The 15,906-nt window shown below is 60.4% G+C and carries 16 protein-coding genes; 9 read left to right on the forward strand and 7 right to left on the reverse strand.

Annotated features, from left to right (window positions below; translation table 11 throughout):
- The first annotated feature begins 270 nt into the window (after positions 1-270).
- Together ACI77D_RS16695 and ACI77D_RS16700 are read left to right on the forward strand one after the other, a co-directional pair.
- Complete coding sequence (locus ACI77D_RS16695; protein ID WP_221295691.1) at positions 271-837, forward strand: hypothetical protein; 567 nt, start codon at positions 271-273, stop codon at positions 835-837.
- Positions 827-1,090, forward strand: a complete 264-nt coding sequence (locus ACI77D_RS16700) for a hypothetical protein (protein ID WP_064454251.1) — start codon at positions 827-829, stop codon at positions 1,088-1,090. Before ACI77D_RS16695 ends, ACI77D_RS16700 begins: the two co-directional genes overlap by 11 nt.
- A 120-nt stretch (positions 1,091-1,210) precedes the next feature.
- Here the strand turns inward: ACI77D_RS16700 and ACI77D_RS16705 are convergent, their stop codons facing one another.
- On the reverse strand, positions 1,211-1,672 hold the full coding sequence (locus ACI77D_RS16705) for an Lrp/AsnC family transcriptional regulator (protein ID WP_053258144.1): 462 nt from the start codon (positions 1,670-1,672) through the stop codon (positions 1,211-1,213).
- Positions 1,673-1,832: 160 nt separating this feature from the next.
- On the opposite strand from ACI77D_RS16705, the gene yedA reads away from it, so the two are divergent.
- The gene (gene yedA, locus ACI77D_RS16710; protein ID WP_221295690.1) at positions 1,833-2,729 is read left to right on the forward strand and encodes a drug/metabolite exporter YedA; all 897 of its coding nucleotides are present in this window, start codon (positions 1,833-1,835) and stop codon (positions 2,727-2,729) included.
- Between the two features lie 47 nt (positions 2,730-2,776).
- Complete coding sequence (locus ACI77D_RS16715) at positions 2,777-4,114, forward strand: DEAD/DEAH box helicase (protein ID WP_262666323.1); 1,338 nt, start codon at positions 2,777-2,779, stop codon at positions 4,112-4,114.
- Positions 4,115-4,226: 112 nt separating this feature from the next.
- Here ACI77D_RS16715 and ACI77D_RS16720 read toward each other — a convergent pair whose 3' ends face one another.
- A complete protein-coding gene (locus ACI77D_RS16720; RefSeq protein ID WP_407017082.1) occupies positions 4,227-5,453 on the reverse strand; it encodes a TIGR03862 family flavoprotein in 1,227 nt (408 codons plus the stop codon).
- A 170-nt stretch (positions 5,454-5,623) separates the two neighbouring features.
- Entirely contained in the window at positions 5,624-6,544 is a 921-nt protein-coding gene (locus tag ACI77D_RS16725; protein ID WP_407017083.1) for a histone deacetylase, read from the reverse strand.
- A gap of 75 nt (positions 6,545-6,619) precedes the next feature.
- Here ACI77D_RS16725 and ACI77D_RS16730 point away from each other — a divergent pair, with 75 nt between their 5' ends.
- The 3 genes from ACI77D_RS16730 to ACI77D_RS16740 are packed head-to-tail and all read left to right on the forward strand — an operon-like array spanning position 6,620 to position 8,684.
- Positions 6,620-7,189 (forward strand): GNAT family N-acetyltransferase, encoded by a 570-nt coding sequence (locus ACI77D_RS16730; RefSeq protein WP_064454246.1) that lies wholly within the window; start codon positions 6,620-6,622, stop codon positions 7,187-7,189.
- A 41-nt stretch (positions 7,190-7,230) separates the two neighbouring features.
- A complete protein-coding gene (tesB, locus tag ACI77D_RS16735) occupies positions 7,231-8,100 on the forward strand; it encodes an acyl-CoA thioesterase II (protein ID WP_064454245.1) in 870 nt (289 codons plus the stop codon).
- The gene (locus ACI77D_RS16740) at positions 8,097-8,684 is read left to right on the forward strand and encodes an HAD family hydrolase (protein WP_407017084.1); all 588 of its coding nucleotides are present in this window, start codon (positions 8,097-8,099) and stop codon (positions 8,682-8,684) included. The genes tesB and ACI77D_RS16740 overlap by 4 nt, the downstream gene beginning before the upstream one ends.
- A gap of 162 nt (positions 8,685-8,846) precedes the next feature.
- Here ACI77D_RS16740 and ACI77D_RS16745 read toward each other — a convergent pair whose 3' ends face one another.
- The 3 genes from ACI77D_RS16745 to ACI77D_RS16755 form a co-directional block, all read right to left on the reverse strand.
- On the reverse strand, positions 8,847-9,833 hold the full coding sequence (locus ACI77D_RS16745; protein WP_407017085.1) for an alpha/beta hydrolase: 987 nt from the start codon (positions 9,831-9,833) through the stop codon (positions 8,847-8,849).
- On the reverse strand, positions 9,834-10,721 hold the full coding sequence (locus ACI77D_RS16750) for a neutral zinc metallopeptidase (protein ID WP_064454242.1): 888 nt from the start codon (positions 10,719-10,721) through the stop codon (positions 9,834-9,836).
- Positions 10,722-10,892: 171 nt separating this feature from the next.
- On the reverse strand, positions 10,893-11,309 hold the full coding sequence (locus ACI77D_RS16755; protein WP_064454241.1) for a membrane lipoprotein lipid attachment site-containing protein: 417 nt from the start codon (positions 11,307-11,309) through the stop codon (positions 10,893-10,895).
- Positions 11,310-11,508: 199 nt separating this feature from the next.
- Here ACI77D_RS16755 and ACI77D_RS16760 point away from each other — a divergent pair, with 199 nt between their 5' ends.
- Positions 11,509-12,387, forward strand: coding sequence for a DMT family transporter (locus ACI77D_RS16760; RefSeq protein WP_407017086.1), 879 nt, complete (start codon positions 11,509-11,511; stop codon positions 12,385-12,387).
- A 1-nt stretch (position 12,388) separates the two neighbouring features.
- Here the strand turns inward: ACI77D_RS16760 and ACI77D_RS16765 are convergent, their stop codons facing one another.
- Positions 12,389-13,723, reverse strand: a complete 1,335-nt coding sequence (locus ACI77D_RS16765) for an MFS transporter (protein ID WP_064454239.1) — start codon at positions 13,721-13,723, stop codon at positions 12,389-12,391.
- Positions 13,724-13,948: 225 nt separating this feature from the next.
- On the opposite strand from ACI77D_RS16765, the gene quiC reads away from it, so the two are divergent.
- Positions 13,949-15,850 carry a 3-dehydroshikimate dehydratase QuiC gene (gene quiC / locus ACI77D_RS16770; RefSeq protein ID WP_262666319.1) on the forward strand — a complete coding sequence of 634 codons (1,902 nt, stop codon included), beginning with the start codon at positions 13,949-13,951 and terminating at the stop codon, positions 15,848-15,850.
- Positions 15,851-15,906 lie beyond the last annotated feature (56 nt).

Here is a 15,906-nt window from a genome sequence, read left to right on the forward strand (position 1 = left end):
AAGGGCCGATGACGTGGTGAAGACTAGCGGCCGAATTCAGCCGGAACAAGGCGTGAAATGGCGCTCGGAAACCTCCCGCAAATAAAAGGGATCAGTCTTGCTGGCCACTAAAACATCAGCTGTTTGTGGGGCCTTTTACGCTCTTTCTGAATAGTCAGTAGGGGAGTCCCTATTGCACTGTCGGACCTTTCTGATTTTTCCCTCCGCCCCTCCATCGCCCTTTGCTGCGACCTAACATCCCGCCTGTCATTTACGTAAAGGAACTACGTCATGCAGGAAAGCGATCTACACACCGCAATCATGCAAAGCCAATTTGAACTCGCGCAAAATGGCATCGATTTCGGCTCAACTTCCAGCATGGCGTTTCATTTGGGAAACACAATGACAAGCTGCCCGGCAGTCATGCTTTTACCTCATTCGCCAGGTTGGACTCATGGCGCCAGTTACACGTTACTCAGGCCCATTCAGGCGGACTCCACTGTGCCTGACACCACTGTTGACGACCTCTGGAAATGTACACAGCAACACTACGGTTTGACGGCGGCAACGGCTCTTACTGGCGCGGCGGGCATACCGATCAGCAAAATCGCCGTGGGAACTTGGGTCCACGTTGGCTCCAGTAAAACGACGAACCTGGCCAGCCTCATTGGAATGCGCTTTTTCCCTCGTACACTGATCAGGCAACCAACAATGGCTAGGATGGCAAAAGCAACGTTTGGCACCGTCCGGGTATTTGGCATTATTGGGCGGGGCATTCCCTTCGTTGCTGTGGGGTTAGCCGTTTTTGACTTAATCAGTATTGGTAAGTGTGCCTATGAGGCGAGAAGTGGAAGGTAGCCCTACCAGAGCCGAGATCACAGAAAAAGTGATCCAACTGTTCGTCGATATCATTGGTTTTATTGACCGAAGCCAAGTGACGGAAAATACGGATTTCATCCATGACTTCAAGATCATCGATGACGATTTGACCTGCTTCGTCATGCAGATCAAGTGGCAATTCAACCTGCAGGCGACTCAGGAGGATTGGGATCACATCACGAGCATCAAGCAGATTGTCGACTTGATCGTTCAGCGCTCAATTTTGCAGTGAGGCCGCTGACGCTATCGCAGGCAAGCCAGCTCCCACATTTGACCGAGCTCGCCAGGGCTGGATGCAATCTACTGTGGGAGCGGGCTTGTCGGGTCGCCGCATCGCCGCGATGGCGGTGTATCAGCCGCCATTTTTCCCATTGGCCTCCAACTGCCCCAACGGCACCCGCCGCTCTATCGCGCTGGACAAAATAATCGAGGTCTTGCTGAACCCGAACTTCGCCACCCGGTTGATCAGGTTCTCCAGCTCCGGCATCGACCCCACCGCCGCCTGCATGATCACGCACGGGTCGCCCGTCACTCGGTGGCATTCGGTCAGTTCAGGGATTTCAGCCAGTGCGTCGTACACTTTCTGGCTGCCGTTGTTGGTCAAGCGCAGTTCGATCGTGCACTGGATCGGCAAGCCGATTTTGGACAGGTCCACCTTGGCCTGATACCCGGTGATCACGCCGCTGGCTTCCAGCTTGGCCACGCGCTCGGCCACGGCCGGCGCGGAGAGGTTTACCGTGCGGGCCAGTTCGGCGTAGGAAGCGCGTCCGTCTTTAAGCAGGGCGCTGAGGAGCATGCGGTCGTATTTGTCCATGATAAGGCTCCGGTCATGCGTGGCTTTCGAATCCACGGGTTATAGCCTTCATAACCATGCTTTGAAAAGTGTATGGGCGCTTTAAACAGGTTTTGTAACTTATGTTTAGCGTGCTGCCTTTCTAGAATAAGCCTCCAATTTCCTGCCGCAGAGCTACCCAATGCCTGGCCCACGTCGCTTTCCCTTACCGTTGATCGCCGCCTTTTTTGCGTTGTATGTGATCTGGGGTTCTACCTACCTGGTGATTCGAATCGGCGTGGAATATTGGCCGCCGCTGATGCTGGGCGGGATTCGATTTTTGGTGGCGGGGTTGGCGATGTATGGTTATTTGCGTTGGCGCGGGGCGCCTGCGCCGACGTGGGTGCAGTGGAAGGCCGCCGCCAAGATCGGCATTTTGCTGCTGACCTTTGGTAATGGCGCGGTGACGGTGGCCGAGCACACGGGGGTGGCCTCCGGTGTGGCCGCGCTGGCGGTGGCGACGGTGCCGTTGTTCACCTTGTTGTGCGGGTATTTCTGGGGCGCGCGCAATACACGTCTGGAGTGGGCCGGGGTGGTGCTGGGGATTATCGGCATCGCGATGCTTAACATGGGCTCCAACCTGCAATCGAGCCCGACGGGTGCCATGTTGCTACTGTTTGCCGCCGCCTCCTGGGCCTTCGGTTCGGTATGGAGCCGGCATTTGCCGCTGCCGCCGGGCGCCATGGCCAGCGCGGCCGAGATGATGATTGCGGGTGTGTTGTTGCTGGTGGGCAGTGCACTGACCGGTGAGCGACTGCATTCCATCCCGCCGGTTGAGGGCTGGCTGGCCTTGGCGTACCTGGCCGTGTTCGGCTCGATCATCGCCTTCAATGCCTATATGTACCTGCTCAAGCACGTGCGCCCGGCGGCGGCGACCAGCTATGCCTATGTGAACCCGGCCGTCGCGGTGTTGTTGGGCATTGTGTTCGTCGGCGAGACCATCGGCATGGAAGAAGCCTTGGCGATGTTGGTGATCATCAGCGCCGTGCTGTTGATCAGCCTGCCCCAGTGGCGAAAGCCCAAGCCGGAAATAAGGTAAACTGCCGCGCATACGCCTATGCGCTGAATTTTTCCTACGGTAAACACATGACTTTCGCCACCCTTGGCCTGATCGAACCCTTGCTGCGCGCCCTTGAGACGCTTGGCTACCAGACCCCGACGCCGGTGCAGGCGCAAGCCATTCCGGCGGTGCTGGCCGGTCGAGACCTGATGGCCGCGGCCCAGACCGGCACCGGCAAGACCGCCGGTTTCGCCCTGCCGCTCCTGCAATTGCTGACCATGGAAGGGCCGAAAGTCGCCGCCAACTCGGCGCGCGCGCTGATCCTGTGCCCGACCCGCGAGCTGGCCGAGCAGGTTCACGCCAGTGTCGCCGAGTACGCCCAACACCTGCCGCTGACCACCTATGCGGTGTACGGCGGCGTGAGCATCAACCCGCAGATGATGAAGCTGCGCAAGGGCGTCGACATTCTGGTGGCCACGCCTGGCCGCCTGATCGACCTGTTCCGCCAGAACGCGCTGAAACTCAACCAGCTGCAAACCCTGGTGCTGGATGAAGCCGACCGCATGCTCGACCTGGGCTTCTCCGAAGAGCTGGCGAACATCTACCGCATGCTGCCGAAAAAGCGCCAGACGTTGCTGTTCTCCGCGACCTTCTCCGATGAGATCCGCCTGCTGGCCGGGCAGATGCTCAATGACCCGCTGACCGTCGAAGTCAGCCCGCGCAACGTCGCCGCCAACACCGTGAAGCAATGGGTGGTGCCGGTGGACAAGAAGCGCAAGGCAGAGCTGTTTGTGCACCTGATGCGCAAAGGCCGCTGGAAGCAGGTGCTGGTGTTCGCCAAGACCCGTAATGGCGTGGATGCGCTGGTGGATAAGTTGCAAGGCCTGGGCATCAATGCCGACGGCATCCACGGCGACAAACCCCAAGCCACCCGCCAGCGCGCACTGGACCGTTTCAAATCCAGCGACGTGCAGATTCTGGTGGCCACCGACGTGGCGGCCCGTGGCCTGGATATCGAAGACTTGCCACTGGTGGTCAACTTTGACCTGCCGATCGTGGCCGAGGACTACATCCACCGTATCGGCCGTACCGGCCGCGCGGGCAACACCGGTGAGGCAATTTCCCTGGTGTGCGCCGATGAAGTGAACATGCTGTCAGCCATCGAGATGCTGACGCGTCAGACACTGACCCGCAAGATGGAGGCGGATTTCGAGCCTGAGCACCGCGTACCGGATACCGATGCCAGTGGGCAAGTGGTGAAGAAGCCGAAGAAACCCAAGAAGCCTAAGGCGTCGGGCGGCGGCGGCGGTAAGCGCAATTTGGGTAAGTGGGTGGACAGTGGGGATGCAGCGCCGGCTGAGCCGTCGATCAAGCCGGTGCGTAAGGTGCCGGTGTTTAATACTGGGCCGCGTAAGAAAAAATAAGATTTGAGGCGTTATTGAGGGCCTCTTCGCGAGCAAGCCCGCTCCCACATTTGAAATGCATTCCAAGTGTGGGAGCTTGCTCGCGAAGGCGGCTTTGAGTTCGCTACAGACCTCAGTGCTTAAGCCACTCCAACATCCCTCGCCCAGCCGCTCGCCCGCTGGCAAAGCATCCTGTCAGTAGGTAGCCGCCGGTCGGCGCTTCCCAATCCAGCATCTCCCCCGCACAAAACACCCCGGGCAATTGCTTGAGCATCAGCCGCTCATCCAACGCCTCGAATGGCACGCCACCGGCCGTGCTGATTGCTTCATCCATCGGCGGGGTTTTTATCAAGGTCAGCGGCAATGCTTTGATATCCACTCCCAATTGCGCCGGATCATTGAAATGCTCCGCCGGTGCCAACTCACGCAACAGCGCCGCTTTGACCCCATCCAACCCCAACTGGCTGTGCAAATGCTTGCTCATCGAGCGCGAACCACGCGGTTTGGCCAAGGCAGCCTGGACTTTGTCCAACGGCTTGCTTGGCAGCAGATCGATATGCACGGTGGCTGAGCCCGTGCGGTTGATCGCTTCACGAATCGGTGCCGACAGCGCATAGATCAAACTGCCCTCGATACCCATGGCCGTGACCACACATTCCCCCAGCCGAGGCTTGTCATCCCCTAGGCCGATGGCGACGTTTTTCAACGGCGCGCCGGCGAATTTGCTGACCATCAATTCGCTCCAGGCTGACACCTCGAAGCCGCAATTGCTCGGTTGCAGAGGCGCGTAGGGCACGCCTTTGTCTTCCAGCAATTTGAGCCAGGCGCCATCGGAGCCCAGGCGCGACCAGCTGCCACCGCCCAAGGCCAGCAACACTGCATCGCTGTGGACAGTTTTCTCACCCTCCGGGCTGTGGATAAGTAAACCACCGTCGGCCGTCCAGCCCAGCCAACGATGGCGGGTGTGGATAACCACGCCTTGGTCGCGCAGGCGCTTGAGCCAGGCGCGCAGCAGCGGCGCCGCCTTCATGTCAGTAGGAAAAACGCGGCCGGAGGTGCCGACAAAGGTTTGAATGCCCAGGCCATGAATCCATTCGCACAACGCCTCGGCACCAAACCCTCGCAGCAACGGCGCCATCTGCGGCGCGCGTTCGGCATAGCGCGACAGGAACGCCGGGTACGCCTCGGAGTGGGTGATGTTCATGCCGCCCACGCCCGCCAGCAGGAACTTGCGCCCCACCGACGGCATGCCGTCATACAGGTCAACCTGCACGCCCGCCTGGCTCAAGACTTCAGCGGCCATCAGCCCGGCAGGGCCGCCGCCGATGATAGTGACGTGTTGAGACGGTGTCTGAGGCATGGGCAAGGCTACGGTCGCGGAATAGGCCGAGCATTCTACCCGACGCCGGCATCACTGCCTGATCAAAAAACGTACACTTTCCTACAAGCCATGCGGTTACTCGCTTTCAGGCCCTTACGCTCAAGTTATCCACAGGCCGTTCCACAGGCATTGTGGGTAACGCCCACACTTCAATGACAACCGGATGACGTCCACACCCGCTGTGCACTGTGATGCAGGATGCCGTGGCGGCGGGCCAGGGCAGGGCGGTCCTTGCTGTAGCCACCACCGATCACGCCCATGACCGGGATGTCGCGGCCCAGGCAGTGGCGCATCACGCTTTCATCACGCGCGGCGACGCCTGCGTCTGTCAGCTTGAGGTAACCGAGTGCGTCATCTTTATGCACATCGACACCGGCGTCGTAGAGCACCAGGTCCGGCTGGTAGAGCGGCAGCAGGTAGTTGAGCGCGTCGTCCACGGTTTTGAGGTAGTCGGCATCGCCCATGCCCATGGGCAGCGGGATGTCCCAGTCGCTCTGGGCCTTGCGGGCGGGGAAGTTTTTTTCGCAGTGCAGCGACACGGTGATTGCATCCGGCGTGTCGTGAAGGATGCGTGCGGTGCCGTCGCCCTGGTGCACGTCACAGTCGAAGATCAGTATGCGGTTGACCCGCCCGCTGGCCAGCAGGTAATGGCTGATCACCGCGAGGTCGTTGAAGATGCAAAAGCCGGCCGGGTAATCGTAATGGGCGTGATGAGTGCCACCCGCCAGGTGGCAGGCCAGGCCGTGTTCCAGCGCCTGTTCGGCGGCCAGTATCGAGCCGCCGACCGCGCGCACAGTGCGTCGGGCCAGGGCTTCGTTCCAGGGCAGGCCAAGGCGGCGTTGGTCTTCGCGGGACAACTCGCCGCTCATGTAGCGTTCGATATACCCAGGTTCATGGGCGAGGGCCAGAATCTCTGTCGGGCACAGCTCCGGTCGCAGCAGTTGGCTGTCCTCGGTCAGGCCGCTGTCCACCAGGTGGTCGCGCAACAGGCGAAACTTATCCATAGGGAACCGGTGGTCCGCTGGGAACTCGGGGCTGTAGTCGTCGTGGTAGATCAGTGGCAATGGCATGGGATTTTCTGACGGGAACCTGCGAAGGATCTTACCAGCGCTGTACACTCACGCACATGGCAAGGGAGGGGACCCATGGAGCCGATACTCGAGTTGGAAAGCGCACGTCTGGTGCTGCGCCAATGGCGCGACAGCGACCTGCCGGAATTTGCGCGCATGTGCGCCGACTCGCAGGTGATGCGTTATTTCCCGGCCAAGCTGAGCCATCTGGAAAGCGCCGCGCTGATTGGGCGGATTCGCGGCCATTTTGCCGAATACGGCTTTGGCTTTTGGGCCTTGCAGCGCAAGGACACGCGCGAGTTTATCGGCCTCACCGGGCTGCAAAATGTCAATTTCGAAGCCGACTTTGTGCCGGCCGTCGAGATCGGCTGGCGCCTGGCCCGTGAGCACTGGGGCCTGGGCTACGCCAGCGAGGCAGCCTGGACCGCACTGCGCTGTGGTTTCGATCGGCTGCAACTGGATGAAATCCTGTCCTTCACCACCGAAACCAATCTGCCATCACAAAAAGTCATGCAGGCCATCGGTATGCATTACGATCCCCAGGCAGATTTTGAACACCCCAAGGTCGCAGCCGATGACCCGCTGCGCCATCATGTTTTGTACCGCATCACCCGCGCCCAATGGTTGGACACGCTGCACGGATAAGCAGCCCGGAATGCCCTATCGATTGTTGTAGGAGTTGCTCTATGAGCCAAGTATTGGAAGATCTGGTGGACTTGCTGACCCTGGAGCCGATCGAGGAAAACCTCTTTCGCGGCCGCAGCCAGGACCTGGGCTTTCGCCAACTGTTCGGCGGCCAGGTGCTCGGCCAGTCGTTGTCGGCTGCCAGCCAGACCGTAGAAGAAGCGCGGCACGTGCATTCCTTGCATGGTTATTTCCTGCGTCCCGGCGACGCCGCATTGCCGGTGGTGTATTCGGTAGACCGTGTGCGCGATGGCGGTAGCTTCAGCACCCGCCGCGTCACCGCGATCCAGAAGGGCAACCCGATTTTTACCTGCACCACTTCGTTCCAGTACGACGAACAAGGCTTCGAGCACCAGACCACCATGCCGGTGGTCGTTGGCCCGGAGAACCTGCCGTCGGAACTGGAGCTGACCAAACAGCGCGCGCACCTGATCCCTGAGCACATGCGCGAAAAGTTGCTGTGCCCCAAGCCCATCGAAGTGCGCCCGGTCACCGAGAAAGACCCGTTCAACCCGCAACCGTCCGACCCGGTCAAGTACGTGTGGTTCCGGGCCGACGGTGCCTTGGCCGACTCGCCGGCGCTGCATAAATACCTGTTGGCCTATGCGTCGGACTTCGGTCTGCTGACCACTTCGCTGCTGCCCCACGGCAAGACGGTGTGGCAAAAAGACATGCAAGTCGCCAGCCTCGACCATGCGCTGTGGTTCCACGCTGACCTGCGCGCCGATGACTGGTTGCTGTACGCGATGGACAGCCCGTGGGCCGGCAACTCGCGTGGTTTCTCGCGGGGCAGCGTGTACAACCGCGCCGGACAACTGGTGGCTTCGGTCACCCAGGAAGGCTTGATTCGCCATCGCAAGGATTGGGCATGAGCCTGGCGGACGTTAAGCACTGGGTCTTTGATATGGACGGCACCCTCACGGTGGCCGTGCATGATTTTGCGGCCATTCGCGTGGCTCTGGAGATTCCGCCCGAGGATGACATTCTCACCCACCTCGCGGCGTTGCCGGCAGAGGTGGCGGCGGCCAAGCATGCATGGTTGCTGGAGCATGAGCGGGCGCTGGCCGTTGGCTCGGTTGCCGCAGACGGCGCAGTGGAACTGGTGCGTGAATTGGCCGGGCGGGGCTATCGCCTGGGCATCCTGACCCGCAATGCGCGGGAGTTGGCGCATATCACGCTGGAAGCGATTGGTCTGGCGGACTGCTTTGCTGTCGAGGATGTGCTCGGTCGTGAAGATGCGCCGCCCAAGCCGAATCCGGGTGGTTTGCTGAAACTGGCGACGGCTTGGGAGGTGGCGCCGAGCGAGATGGTGATGGTCGGGGATTACCGCTTTGACCTGGACTGCGGCCGGGCGGCCGGGACCAGGACGGTGTTGGTGAACGTGCCGGAAAACCCGTGGCCGGAGTTGGCAGATTGGCATGCTGAGGATTGCGCCGCCCTGCGCCAGATGATCTAAACCTGGCATCACACATCAAATGCGGGAGGGGGCTTGTGTGGGAGTCGGGCTTGCCCGCGATAGGATCACCTCGGTATGGCTGACAGACCGAGGTGTGCGCATCGCGGGCAAGCCAGCTCCCACAAAAAGCCCTTTCCCACATTTTTAAGCCGGTCGTGTCAGTTACTTCGCAAACAACACCTTCTCGCCCTCCGGCGAGGTAAACATCTTGTCCCCGTCGTGCCCGACTCCCGGTACTTCCACCAGTTTGTGACTCAGCTGCGGATGACGCGCTTTGAGGTAATCAAAGTAGTTATGCCCACGAATCAGCCGATACGCGCCCTGGGTTTCGGCTTCGCAGCTTTTATCCAGCGCCGGGTGGTTCGGGTCGGTGTCCTGCTGGCCCAGCAGGTAGGTAATGTCGCGTGACACGTAAGCCTGCTCAAGCTGCTGCGCACTCTGGCCCTTGGCGTAGTCCGGCAGGTTTTGCATGCCGTACTTCCAGTCGTTGAAGCCCGGGCAGCTGGCCGCATCAAACTTTACCGGACGCTGCGGGCTGAAGTAGGCGTAGGACGATGGGTTGGCCACCACATAACGCAGGCTGATACCTTCGGTTCGCAGCAGCGGGTGGTCGTGCCCGGTGAGCGCAAAACGCTGTATCACTTGGCCACCGCCGGAGTGGCCGGCGACGACGATTTCTTTCAGCGCCGGGAACAGCTTGCGGTTGCCCAGGTGCTTGATGATCTGGTCAAGTGCGCCGTAGGAGCTGACCTGGCCCGGGCCGGTCGACGGCGCGCCGGCCATCCAGTCATTGCCGTTCCAGCGCAGCACTTGGTGGTCCAGGTGGTTGCGTTTTACATCCGACTCATTCAGAAACTGCGGCGCGATCACCAGTGTGCTGGCGGCCAGCCCTGCGTGTTCAGCGGCATCTTCGCCACTTTTCAGGTAGGTCTGCGCGTTACGCAGGCGACCGTGCACGATGATCAGTGCGCGGGTTACCTGAGGCAGCGGCTTGCCCCAGTCCTGGCTCAAGCCGAGACTGAGATCGCCCGCATCCAAGTGAAAACGATCGGGGCTGACCACCTTGACGCCGTGGTCTTTCTCGGCGGCCCAGGTGAAGGAGGAACACGTGATTAACACGCCGAACAGCAATCCCAATCGTTTATTCATTTAAAGACTCTTCGCTGTAAAAGTGTCGCATTGAGAGATCTGGCCCTGGGCGAAGCCGGTTTTAAACCAGCGAACGCGCTGTGCCGAGGTGCCGTGGGTAAACGAGTCTGGCACGACGCGCCCTTGACCCTGTTGCTGCAAACGGTCGTCGCCGATGGCGTTGGCCGCATTCAGTGCCGCTTCAATATCGCCGGGCTCCAGCCAGTTCAGGCGTTTTTGCGCGCGGTTGGCCCACACGCCGGCGAAACAGTCGGCTTGTAACTCCTGGCGTACCAACAGGCCGCCATCGCCTTGCATCTGCCGGCCCTGTTGGCGCGCGGCCTGGATCTTGGCCGAGATGCCCAGCAGCGTTTGCACGTGGTGCCCGACTTCGTGGGCGATCACGTAGGCCTGGGCGAACTCGCCGGAGGCCTTGAAGCGTTGTGACATTTCCCGGAAGAAATCCAGGTCCAGATACACTTGCTGGTCGGCCGGGCAATAGAACGGGCCGCTGGCCGAGGTGGCGCCACCGCAGGCGGAATTCACCCGGCCACGGAACAGAATCAGTTTCGGGTTCTTGTAGGCCAACCCATTTTCCTGGAACACCTGGCCCCAGGTGTCTTCCGTGTCCCCCAGAATCGCTCGGACGAAGTCAGCCTGCTGATCATTGGCCGGCGGAGCCTGTTGCGATTGGGTGCTCACCGAGGGCGCTTGTTCCATCTGGCCGGTCAATTGGCCGAGGATCTGCATCGGGTCCTGGCCGGTCAGCCAGCCGATGCCGACAATCAGCACAATCGCCGTAAGGCTCAGGCCCTTGCCGCCACCAAAACGCATGCCGCCACCACCGCCTCCACTGTCATCGCGGGCATCCACCACGTTGTCGCTGCGTCGGCCTTTTTTCCATAGCATGGGGCAATCCTCTCGATAAACCTGTGGAACACTTTTTTCAGAACAGTGTTGTTGGTGCGTATGAATGGCGCCAGCCCGGCTGTCCGACAAGTAACGAGAGCTGCGTAGTATCGCTGCTGTCAGTCGGTGTCGGCACGGGCGCCAGATGAAAGTTGTGTCAGCAAAACCGGGTCAGTCGCGGCAATAACCTTCGCCGGTATCGACCACCAGGCAGTCTTTTTTATCCGCCAGCCATTTCAGGCCGGTGGCTTCACCGTCGCCGGCGCGCAGCAGTTGCGGGCCGTCCGGGCGAGTGAACGTGATGCCTTCTTCGTTGGCTTCACCCTTGAAGGTGCCTGAGTCGTCGGCGTCGAGGCCGTACTTCATGGTGAGAAGGTAGTGGCCACGGCCGATGCTGTCGTCCTTGGCGATGCTCAGGTTCAGGCCTTCGACGCCCATCCACGTGCCGACCCATTTATCGGTGGGCGGGGTCGCCGGTACCAGCGTGGCTTGCACGGAGGCGGGCGCAGGTTTCGGGGCTTCCTTGGGTTCCTTGTTACAGGCGGTGAGCAGGGCAAGGGCAGAAAGAACAAAGAGTGTCTTTTTCATAGCGGCAAGGCCTTGGTTAAAAAGTGTGCAACGCGCGGGCTAACGTGCAGCGTTGGACTCAAATCCCGTGATTTAGTGCGCTGTTCGCACGGTGTTTGGTTATGCTCTTGGGGCAGACTTCGGCCCGGCTGCTAGATTACCGGGTTGAGTGCTACCGCGTTCAGTGCTCAGCGTTCAGCCCGCCATGCAAGAGAATTAAATGACTGTCAGCACACCCCTTTCCGGCGTCAACCATCCTTTCAAAGGCATCCTGCTGATTGTGGTGGCGACGTTTCTGTTTTCCAGCCACGACGCCTTGTCCAAGTACCTGGCCGGGTTCTATCCGATTGTGATGGTGGTGTGGGCGCGTTACCTGGTGCACACCTTGCTGATGGCCGGGATCTTCCTGCCGCAATCGGGCTTGCGTGTGCTGCGCAGCAAGCGCCCGGGGATGCAGGTGGTGCGGGCCTTGTGCCTGTTGGGCACGAGCCTGTTCTTTACCGCGGCGCTGCATTACATCCCGTTGGCGGAAGCCACGGCGGTGAACTTCCTGGCGCCTATCCTGGTGACGGCGCTGTCGGTACCGTTGCTCGGTGAACGTGTGACGCGTGGCCAATGGCTGGCGGTGATCTGCGGGTTTATCGGCGTGCTGATCATCATCCACCCGGGCGGCGAGTTGTTCACACCGGCGGTGTTGCTGCCCCTGTGTTCGGCGCTGTTCTTCTGTTTCTACCAACTGCTCACACGCATCTTGAGCAAATACGACACCCCGACCACCAGCAATTTCTTCGCTGGCCTGTGCAATACCTTAGTGATGAGCGCGCTGGTGCCGTTCTTCTGGCAGCTCCCTACGCTGTGGCACGGTGTGTTGATGCTGGCGCTGGGCAGCTGCGGGATGACGGCGCACTTGATGTTGACCCAGGCCTTCCGCTTCGCGGCGCCGGCCTTGCTGGCGCCGTTCGGCTATTGCCAGATCGTGTTTGCGGGGTTGTTGGGCTGGCTGGTGTTCAACCATACCCCCGACTTGACCACGGTGGTCGGCATCGGGGTGATCTGCATGAGTGGGTTGGCCGCTGCCTGGCAGCAGCGGCGTCGGTGAGTCAAACGTCGACAGTAGGAATCTTGCGCGGCGCCATGAAGTACATCCAGGTCAGCGCGATGAAGTACATCGCCGGGATCAGGGTGAACAGCACGGTGTAGTTGTTGTTCGTCACCGTAAGGATATGGCCGACGATCTGGGTCATGAACATGCCGCCGATGGCTGCGCACATACCGCCGAAACCAAACACTGTGCTCATCATGTGCTTGGGCGTGTAGTCCATCACCAGGCTCCAGATGTTGGCGGTCCAGGCCTGGTGCGCGCCGATGGCCAGGGAGATCGCAAACACCGCGACCCACAACTGGCTGGAGCCGGCCGCCATGATCACGCCGACGATGCAGCAGGCAAACAGCAACATCGACAACAGCCGCGCCTTGATCGCATTCATCCCACGGCCGATCAGGAATGACGACAGAATCCCCCCACCCACGCTGCCGAAGTCGGCTGTCAGGTAAATGATGATCAGCGGGATACCCATCTGGGTCACGTTGATGCCCAGGTTGTATTGCTGGTTCAAGAACGGCGGCAGCCAATACAGGTAGAACCAGAACACCGGGGCGGTCATCGCATAGGCGAGGGCGAAGGCCCAAGTGCCGCGCATACGCAGGATGCGGCTGAAAGGCACACTCGGTTGTTCCGGTTCGGATTCCTGTTGCACGTAGTCCAATTCGGATTGTTTGGCCGTTGGATGGTCTTCCGGGTTGTAGTACTTCAAACCCCAGAACACCAGCCAGATTGCGCCCAGCGATGCCATGCACAGGAACGCTGCCTGCCAGCCCCATACATGCAGGATAAGCGGCAGCAGCATAGGCGTCATCATTGCGCCCACGTTGGTGCCGGCGTTGAAGATCCCGGTGGCCACCGCGCGCTCACCGGCCGGGAACCACAACCGTGTGGTCTTGACGCAAGCCGGGTAGTTGGCGGCTTCGGTCAGCCCGAGGATAAAGCGGCACACCATAAAGCCGACGGCCGAGGTGGCCAGGCCGTGGGCGCCGGTTGCCAGGCTCCATAACAGCACTGCGCAGAAGAACACGCGCTTCACACCGACACGGTCGATCAAGCGACCCTGCAGCACAAAGCCGATGGCGTAGCCGACCTGGAACCAGAAGTTGATGTTGGCGTAATCCATCGCCGTCCAGCTCATCTCTTTGGCCAGGATCGGTTGCATCACGCCCAGGGCGGCGCGGTCGATGTAGTTGAGGGTGGTGGCGAAGAACACCAGGGCCAGCATGCCCCAGCGAGTTTTACCCACGGCCAGTGCGCCACGGATTTTGTCGCCGATGCCGGCGTGCGGGTTGCCCGGGCGCGCGGCCAGGGCGGAGTTTTGCAGAGGCATGAGGTCGTACCCGTTTTTTGAAATTTTTATGGTGTGTTCTGGGTCTTTTTTTCTTTGAAGGTTGCGTCGTCGATGGTGCGCAGCGGTTAAAAAACCGTCAATTCGCCAAACGGGCATAGTGTTCGGTAATCGCACGAAAAACTAACCGGTTCGTACATTTTAATTGCTGCGTGTAGGCTAGGGGCGAATAATTTGCCGCAAATAACAACTGCCGGGAGTCGCCCCATGCAACGTTCCATTGCCACCGTTTCCTTGAGCGGTACCCTGCCGGAAAAGCTCGAAGCCATTGCCGCCGCCGGGTTTGATGGGGTTGAGATCTTCGAGAACGACCTGTTGTATTACGACGGCAGCCCGCGGGAAGTTAAACAAATGTGTGCCGACCTCGGCATCGCCATCACGTTGTTCCAGCCGTTTCGCGACTTTGAAGGCTGCCGCCGTGATCGCCTGGCACGCAACCTGGAGCGCGCCGAGCGCAAGTTCGATTTGATGCAGGAGCTGGGCACCGACCTGGTGCTGGTGTGCAGCAATGCCTCGGCCGATTGCGTGGGCGATGAACGCATTCTACTGGATGACCTTGGCCTTTTGGCGGAGCACGCCGGCCGCCGTGGCCTGCGTATTGGTTATGAAGCACTGGCCTGGGGCAAGCACGTGAACACCTGGCAGCAGGTGTGGAACCTGGTGCGTCAGGTCGATCACCCAAGCCTCGGCGTGTTGCTCGACAGCTTCCACACGCTGTCGCTGAAGGGCGACCCAAGCGCCATCGCCGAGATCCCCGGCGACAAGATCTTTTTTGTGCAAATGGCCGACGCACCGATCCTGGCCATGGATGTGCTGGAGTGGAGTCGACATTTCCGCTGTTTCCCAGGGCAGGGCGAATTTGATTTGGCAGGGTTCCTGGCGCCGATTATCAAGACGGGTTACACCGGGCCGTTGTCCCTGGAAATTTTCAATGATGGTTTTCGCGCGGCGCCGACCCGAGCGAACGCGGCGGATGGCTTGCGTTCGCTGCTGTACCTGGAAGAGAAAACCCGTCAGCGCCTGGCACAGGAACAACCGGCTGCGCCGGTGGATATTTTGTTTGAAACCCCGGCCGCCAGCGAATACGACGGCATCGAATTCCTCGAGTTCGCCGTGGATGAAAGCCTCGGCGCCAAGCTGACCCACTGGCTGGAACGCCTGGGGTTCGTCAAGGCCGGGCAGCACCGTTCCAAGAGTGTGAGCCTGTTGCGCCAGGGTGATATCAACCTGATTCTCAACTGTGAACCCTATTCCTTCGCCCATAACTTCTTCGAAGCCCATGGGCCTTCTTTATGCGCCACGGCGATTCGGGTCAAGGACAGCGCTAAAGCGTTGGAGCGGGCGGTGGCCTACAAGGGCCAGCCCTATCGCGGACTGGTCGGCCCCAACGAGCTTGAATTGGCGGCCGTACGTGCGCCGGACGGCAGCCTGATTTACCTGGTAGACCCGAGTGAAGGCGGGCTTTACGACACCGACTTCAACCTGCAACCGACCACCGCCTCAAGTGGGGGCCTGTTGCGTATCGACCATATGGCCATGGCGCTGCCGGCCGACAGCCTCGACAGCTGGGTGCTGTTCTACAAGAGCCTGCTGGACTTTGAAGCCGATGACGAAGTGGTGCTCCCCGACCCCTACGGTTTGGTAAAAAGCCGCGCGTTACGCAGCCGCTGCAGTTCGATTCGCTTGCCGTTGAATATTTCCGAGAACCGCAACACCGCGATTTCCCACGCGCTGTCGAGTTATCGCGGCTCGGGTGTGCATCACATTGCCTTCGACTGTGCGGACATTTTCGCCGAGGTGAGCCGCGCCAAAGAGGCGGGCGTGCCGTTGCTGGATATCCCGCTCAACTACTACGACGACCTGGCGGCGCGGTTTGATTTCGACGACGAGTTCCTTAGCGAACTGGCGTACTACAACGTGTTGTACGACCGTGACGCCCAGGGCGGTGAGTTGTTTCATGTCTACACCGAGCCGTTCGAAGGGCGGTTTTTCTTTGAGATCATCCAACGCAAAAATGGCTACGCCGGTTATGGCGCGGCCAACGTGGCGGTGCGCCTGGCAGCGATGGCCAAGTCCCGCAGCGGCGCGGCACGCCAGGCTCGGTTGTAACGGCTGACAGGTGCTTCCTTCAGAGGGCGCCGCGGCCCATAATCATGGCCTGCATA

The organism is Pseudomonas sp. O39 (assembly GCF_045447295.1).
Classification (GTDB): Bacteria; Pseudomonadota; Gammaproteobacteria; order Pseudomonadales; family Pseudomonadaceae; genus Aquipseudomonas; species Aquipseudomonas antarctica_A.

Bases quoted from the DNA above. Each gene is read 5' to 3' on its own strand.
- ACI77D_RS16695 (WP_221295691.1), top strand. From the start codon at position 271: ATGCAGGAAAGCGATCTACACACCGCAATCATGCAAAGCCAATTTGAA.
- ACI77D_RS16705 (WP_053258144.1), bottom strand. From the start codon at position 1,672: ATGGACAAATACGACCGCATGCTCCTCAGCGCCCTGCTTAAAGACGGA.
- yedA (WP_221295690.1), top strand. From the start codon at position 1,833: ATGCCTGGCCCACGTCGCTTTCCCTTACCGTTGATCGCCGCCTTTTTT.
- ACI77D_RS16715 (WP_262666323.1), top strand. From the start codon at position 2,777: ATGACTTTCGCCACCCTTGGCCTGATCGAACCCTTGCTGCGCGCCCTT.
- ACI77D_RS16720 (WP_407017082.1), bottom strand. From the start codon at position 5,453: ATGCCTCAGACACCGTCTCAACACGTCACTATCATCGGCGGCGGCCCT.
- ACI77D_RS16725 (WP_407017083.1), bottom strand. From the start codon at position 6,544: ATGCCATTGCCACTGATCTACCACGACGACTACAGCCCCGAGTTCCCA.
- ACI77D_RS16730 (WP_064454246.1), top strand. From the start codon at position 6,620: ATGGAGCCGATACTCGAGTTGGAAAGCGCACGTCTGGTGCTGCGCCAA.
- tesB (WP_064454245.1), top strand. From the start codon at position 7,231: ATGAGCCAAGTATTGGAAGATCTGGTGGACTTGCTGACCCTGGAGCCG.
- ACI77D_RS16740 (WP_407017084.1), top strand. From the start codon at position 8,097: ATGAGCCTGGCGGACGTTAAGCACTGGGTCTTTGATATGGACGGCACC.
- ACI77D_RS16745 (WP_407017085.1), bottom strand. From the start codon at position 9,833: ATGAATAAACGATTGGGATTGCTGTTCGGCGTGTTAATCACGTGTTCC.
- ACI77D_RS16750 (WP_064454242.1), bottom strand. From the start codon at position 10,721: ATGCTATGGAAAAAAGGCCGACGCAGCGACAACGTGGTGGATGCCCGC.
- ACI77D_RS16755 (WP_064454241.1), bottom strand. From the start codon at position 11,309: ATGAAAAAGACACTCTTTGTTCTTTCTGCCCTTGCCCTGCTCACCGCC.
- ACI77D_RS16760 (WP_407017086.1), top strand. From the start codon at position 11,509: ATGACTGTCAGCACACCCCTTTCCGGCGTCAACCATCCTTTCAAAGGC.
- ACI77D_RS16765 (WP_064454239.1), bottom strand. From the start codon at position 13,723: ATGCCTCTGCAAAACTCCGCCCTGGCCGCGCGCCCGGGCAACCCGCAC.
- quiC (WP_262666319.1), top strand. From the start codon at position 13,949: ATGCAACGTTCCATTGCCACCGTTTCCTTGAGCGGTACCCTGCCGGAA.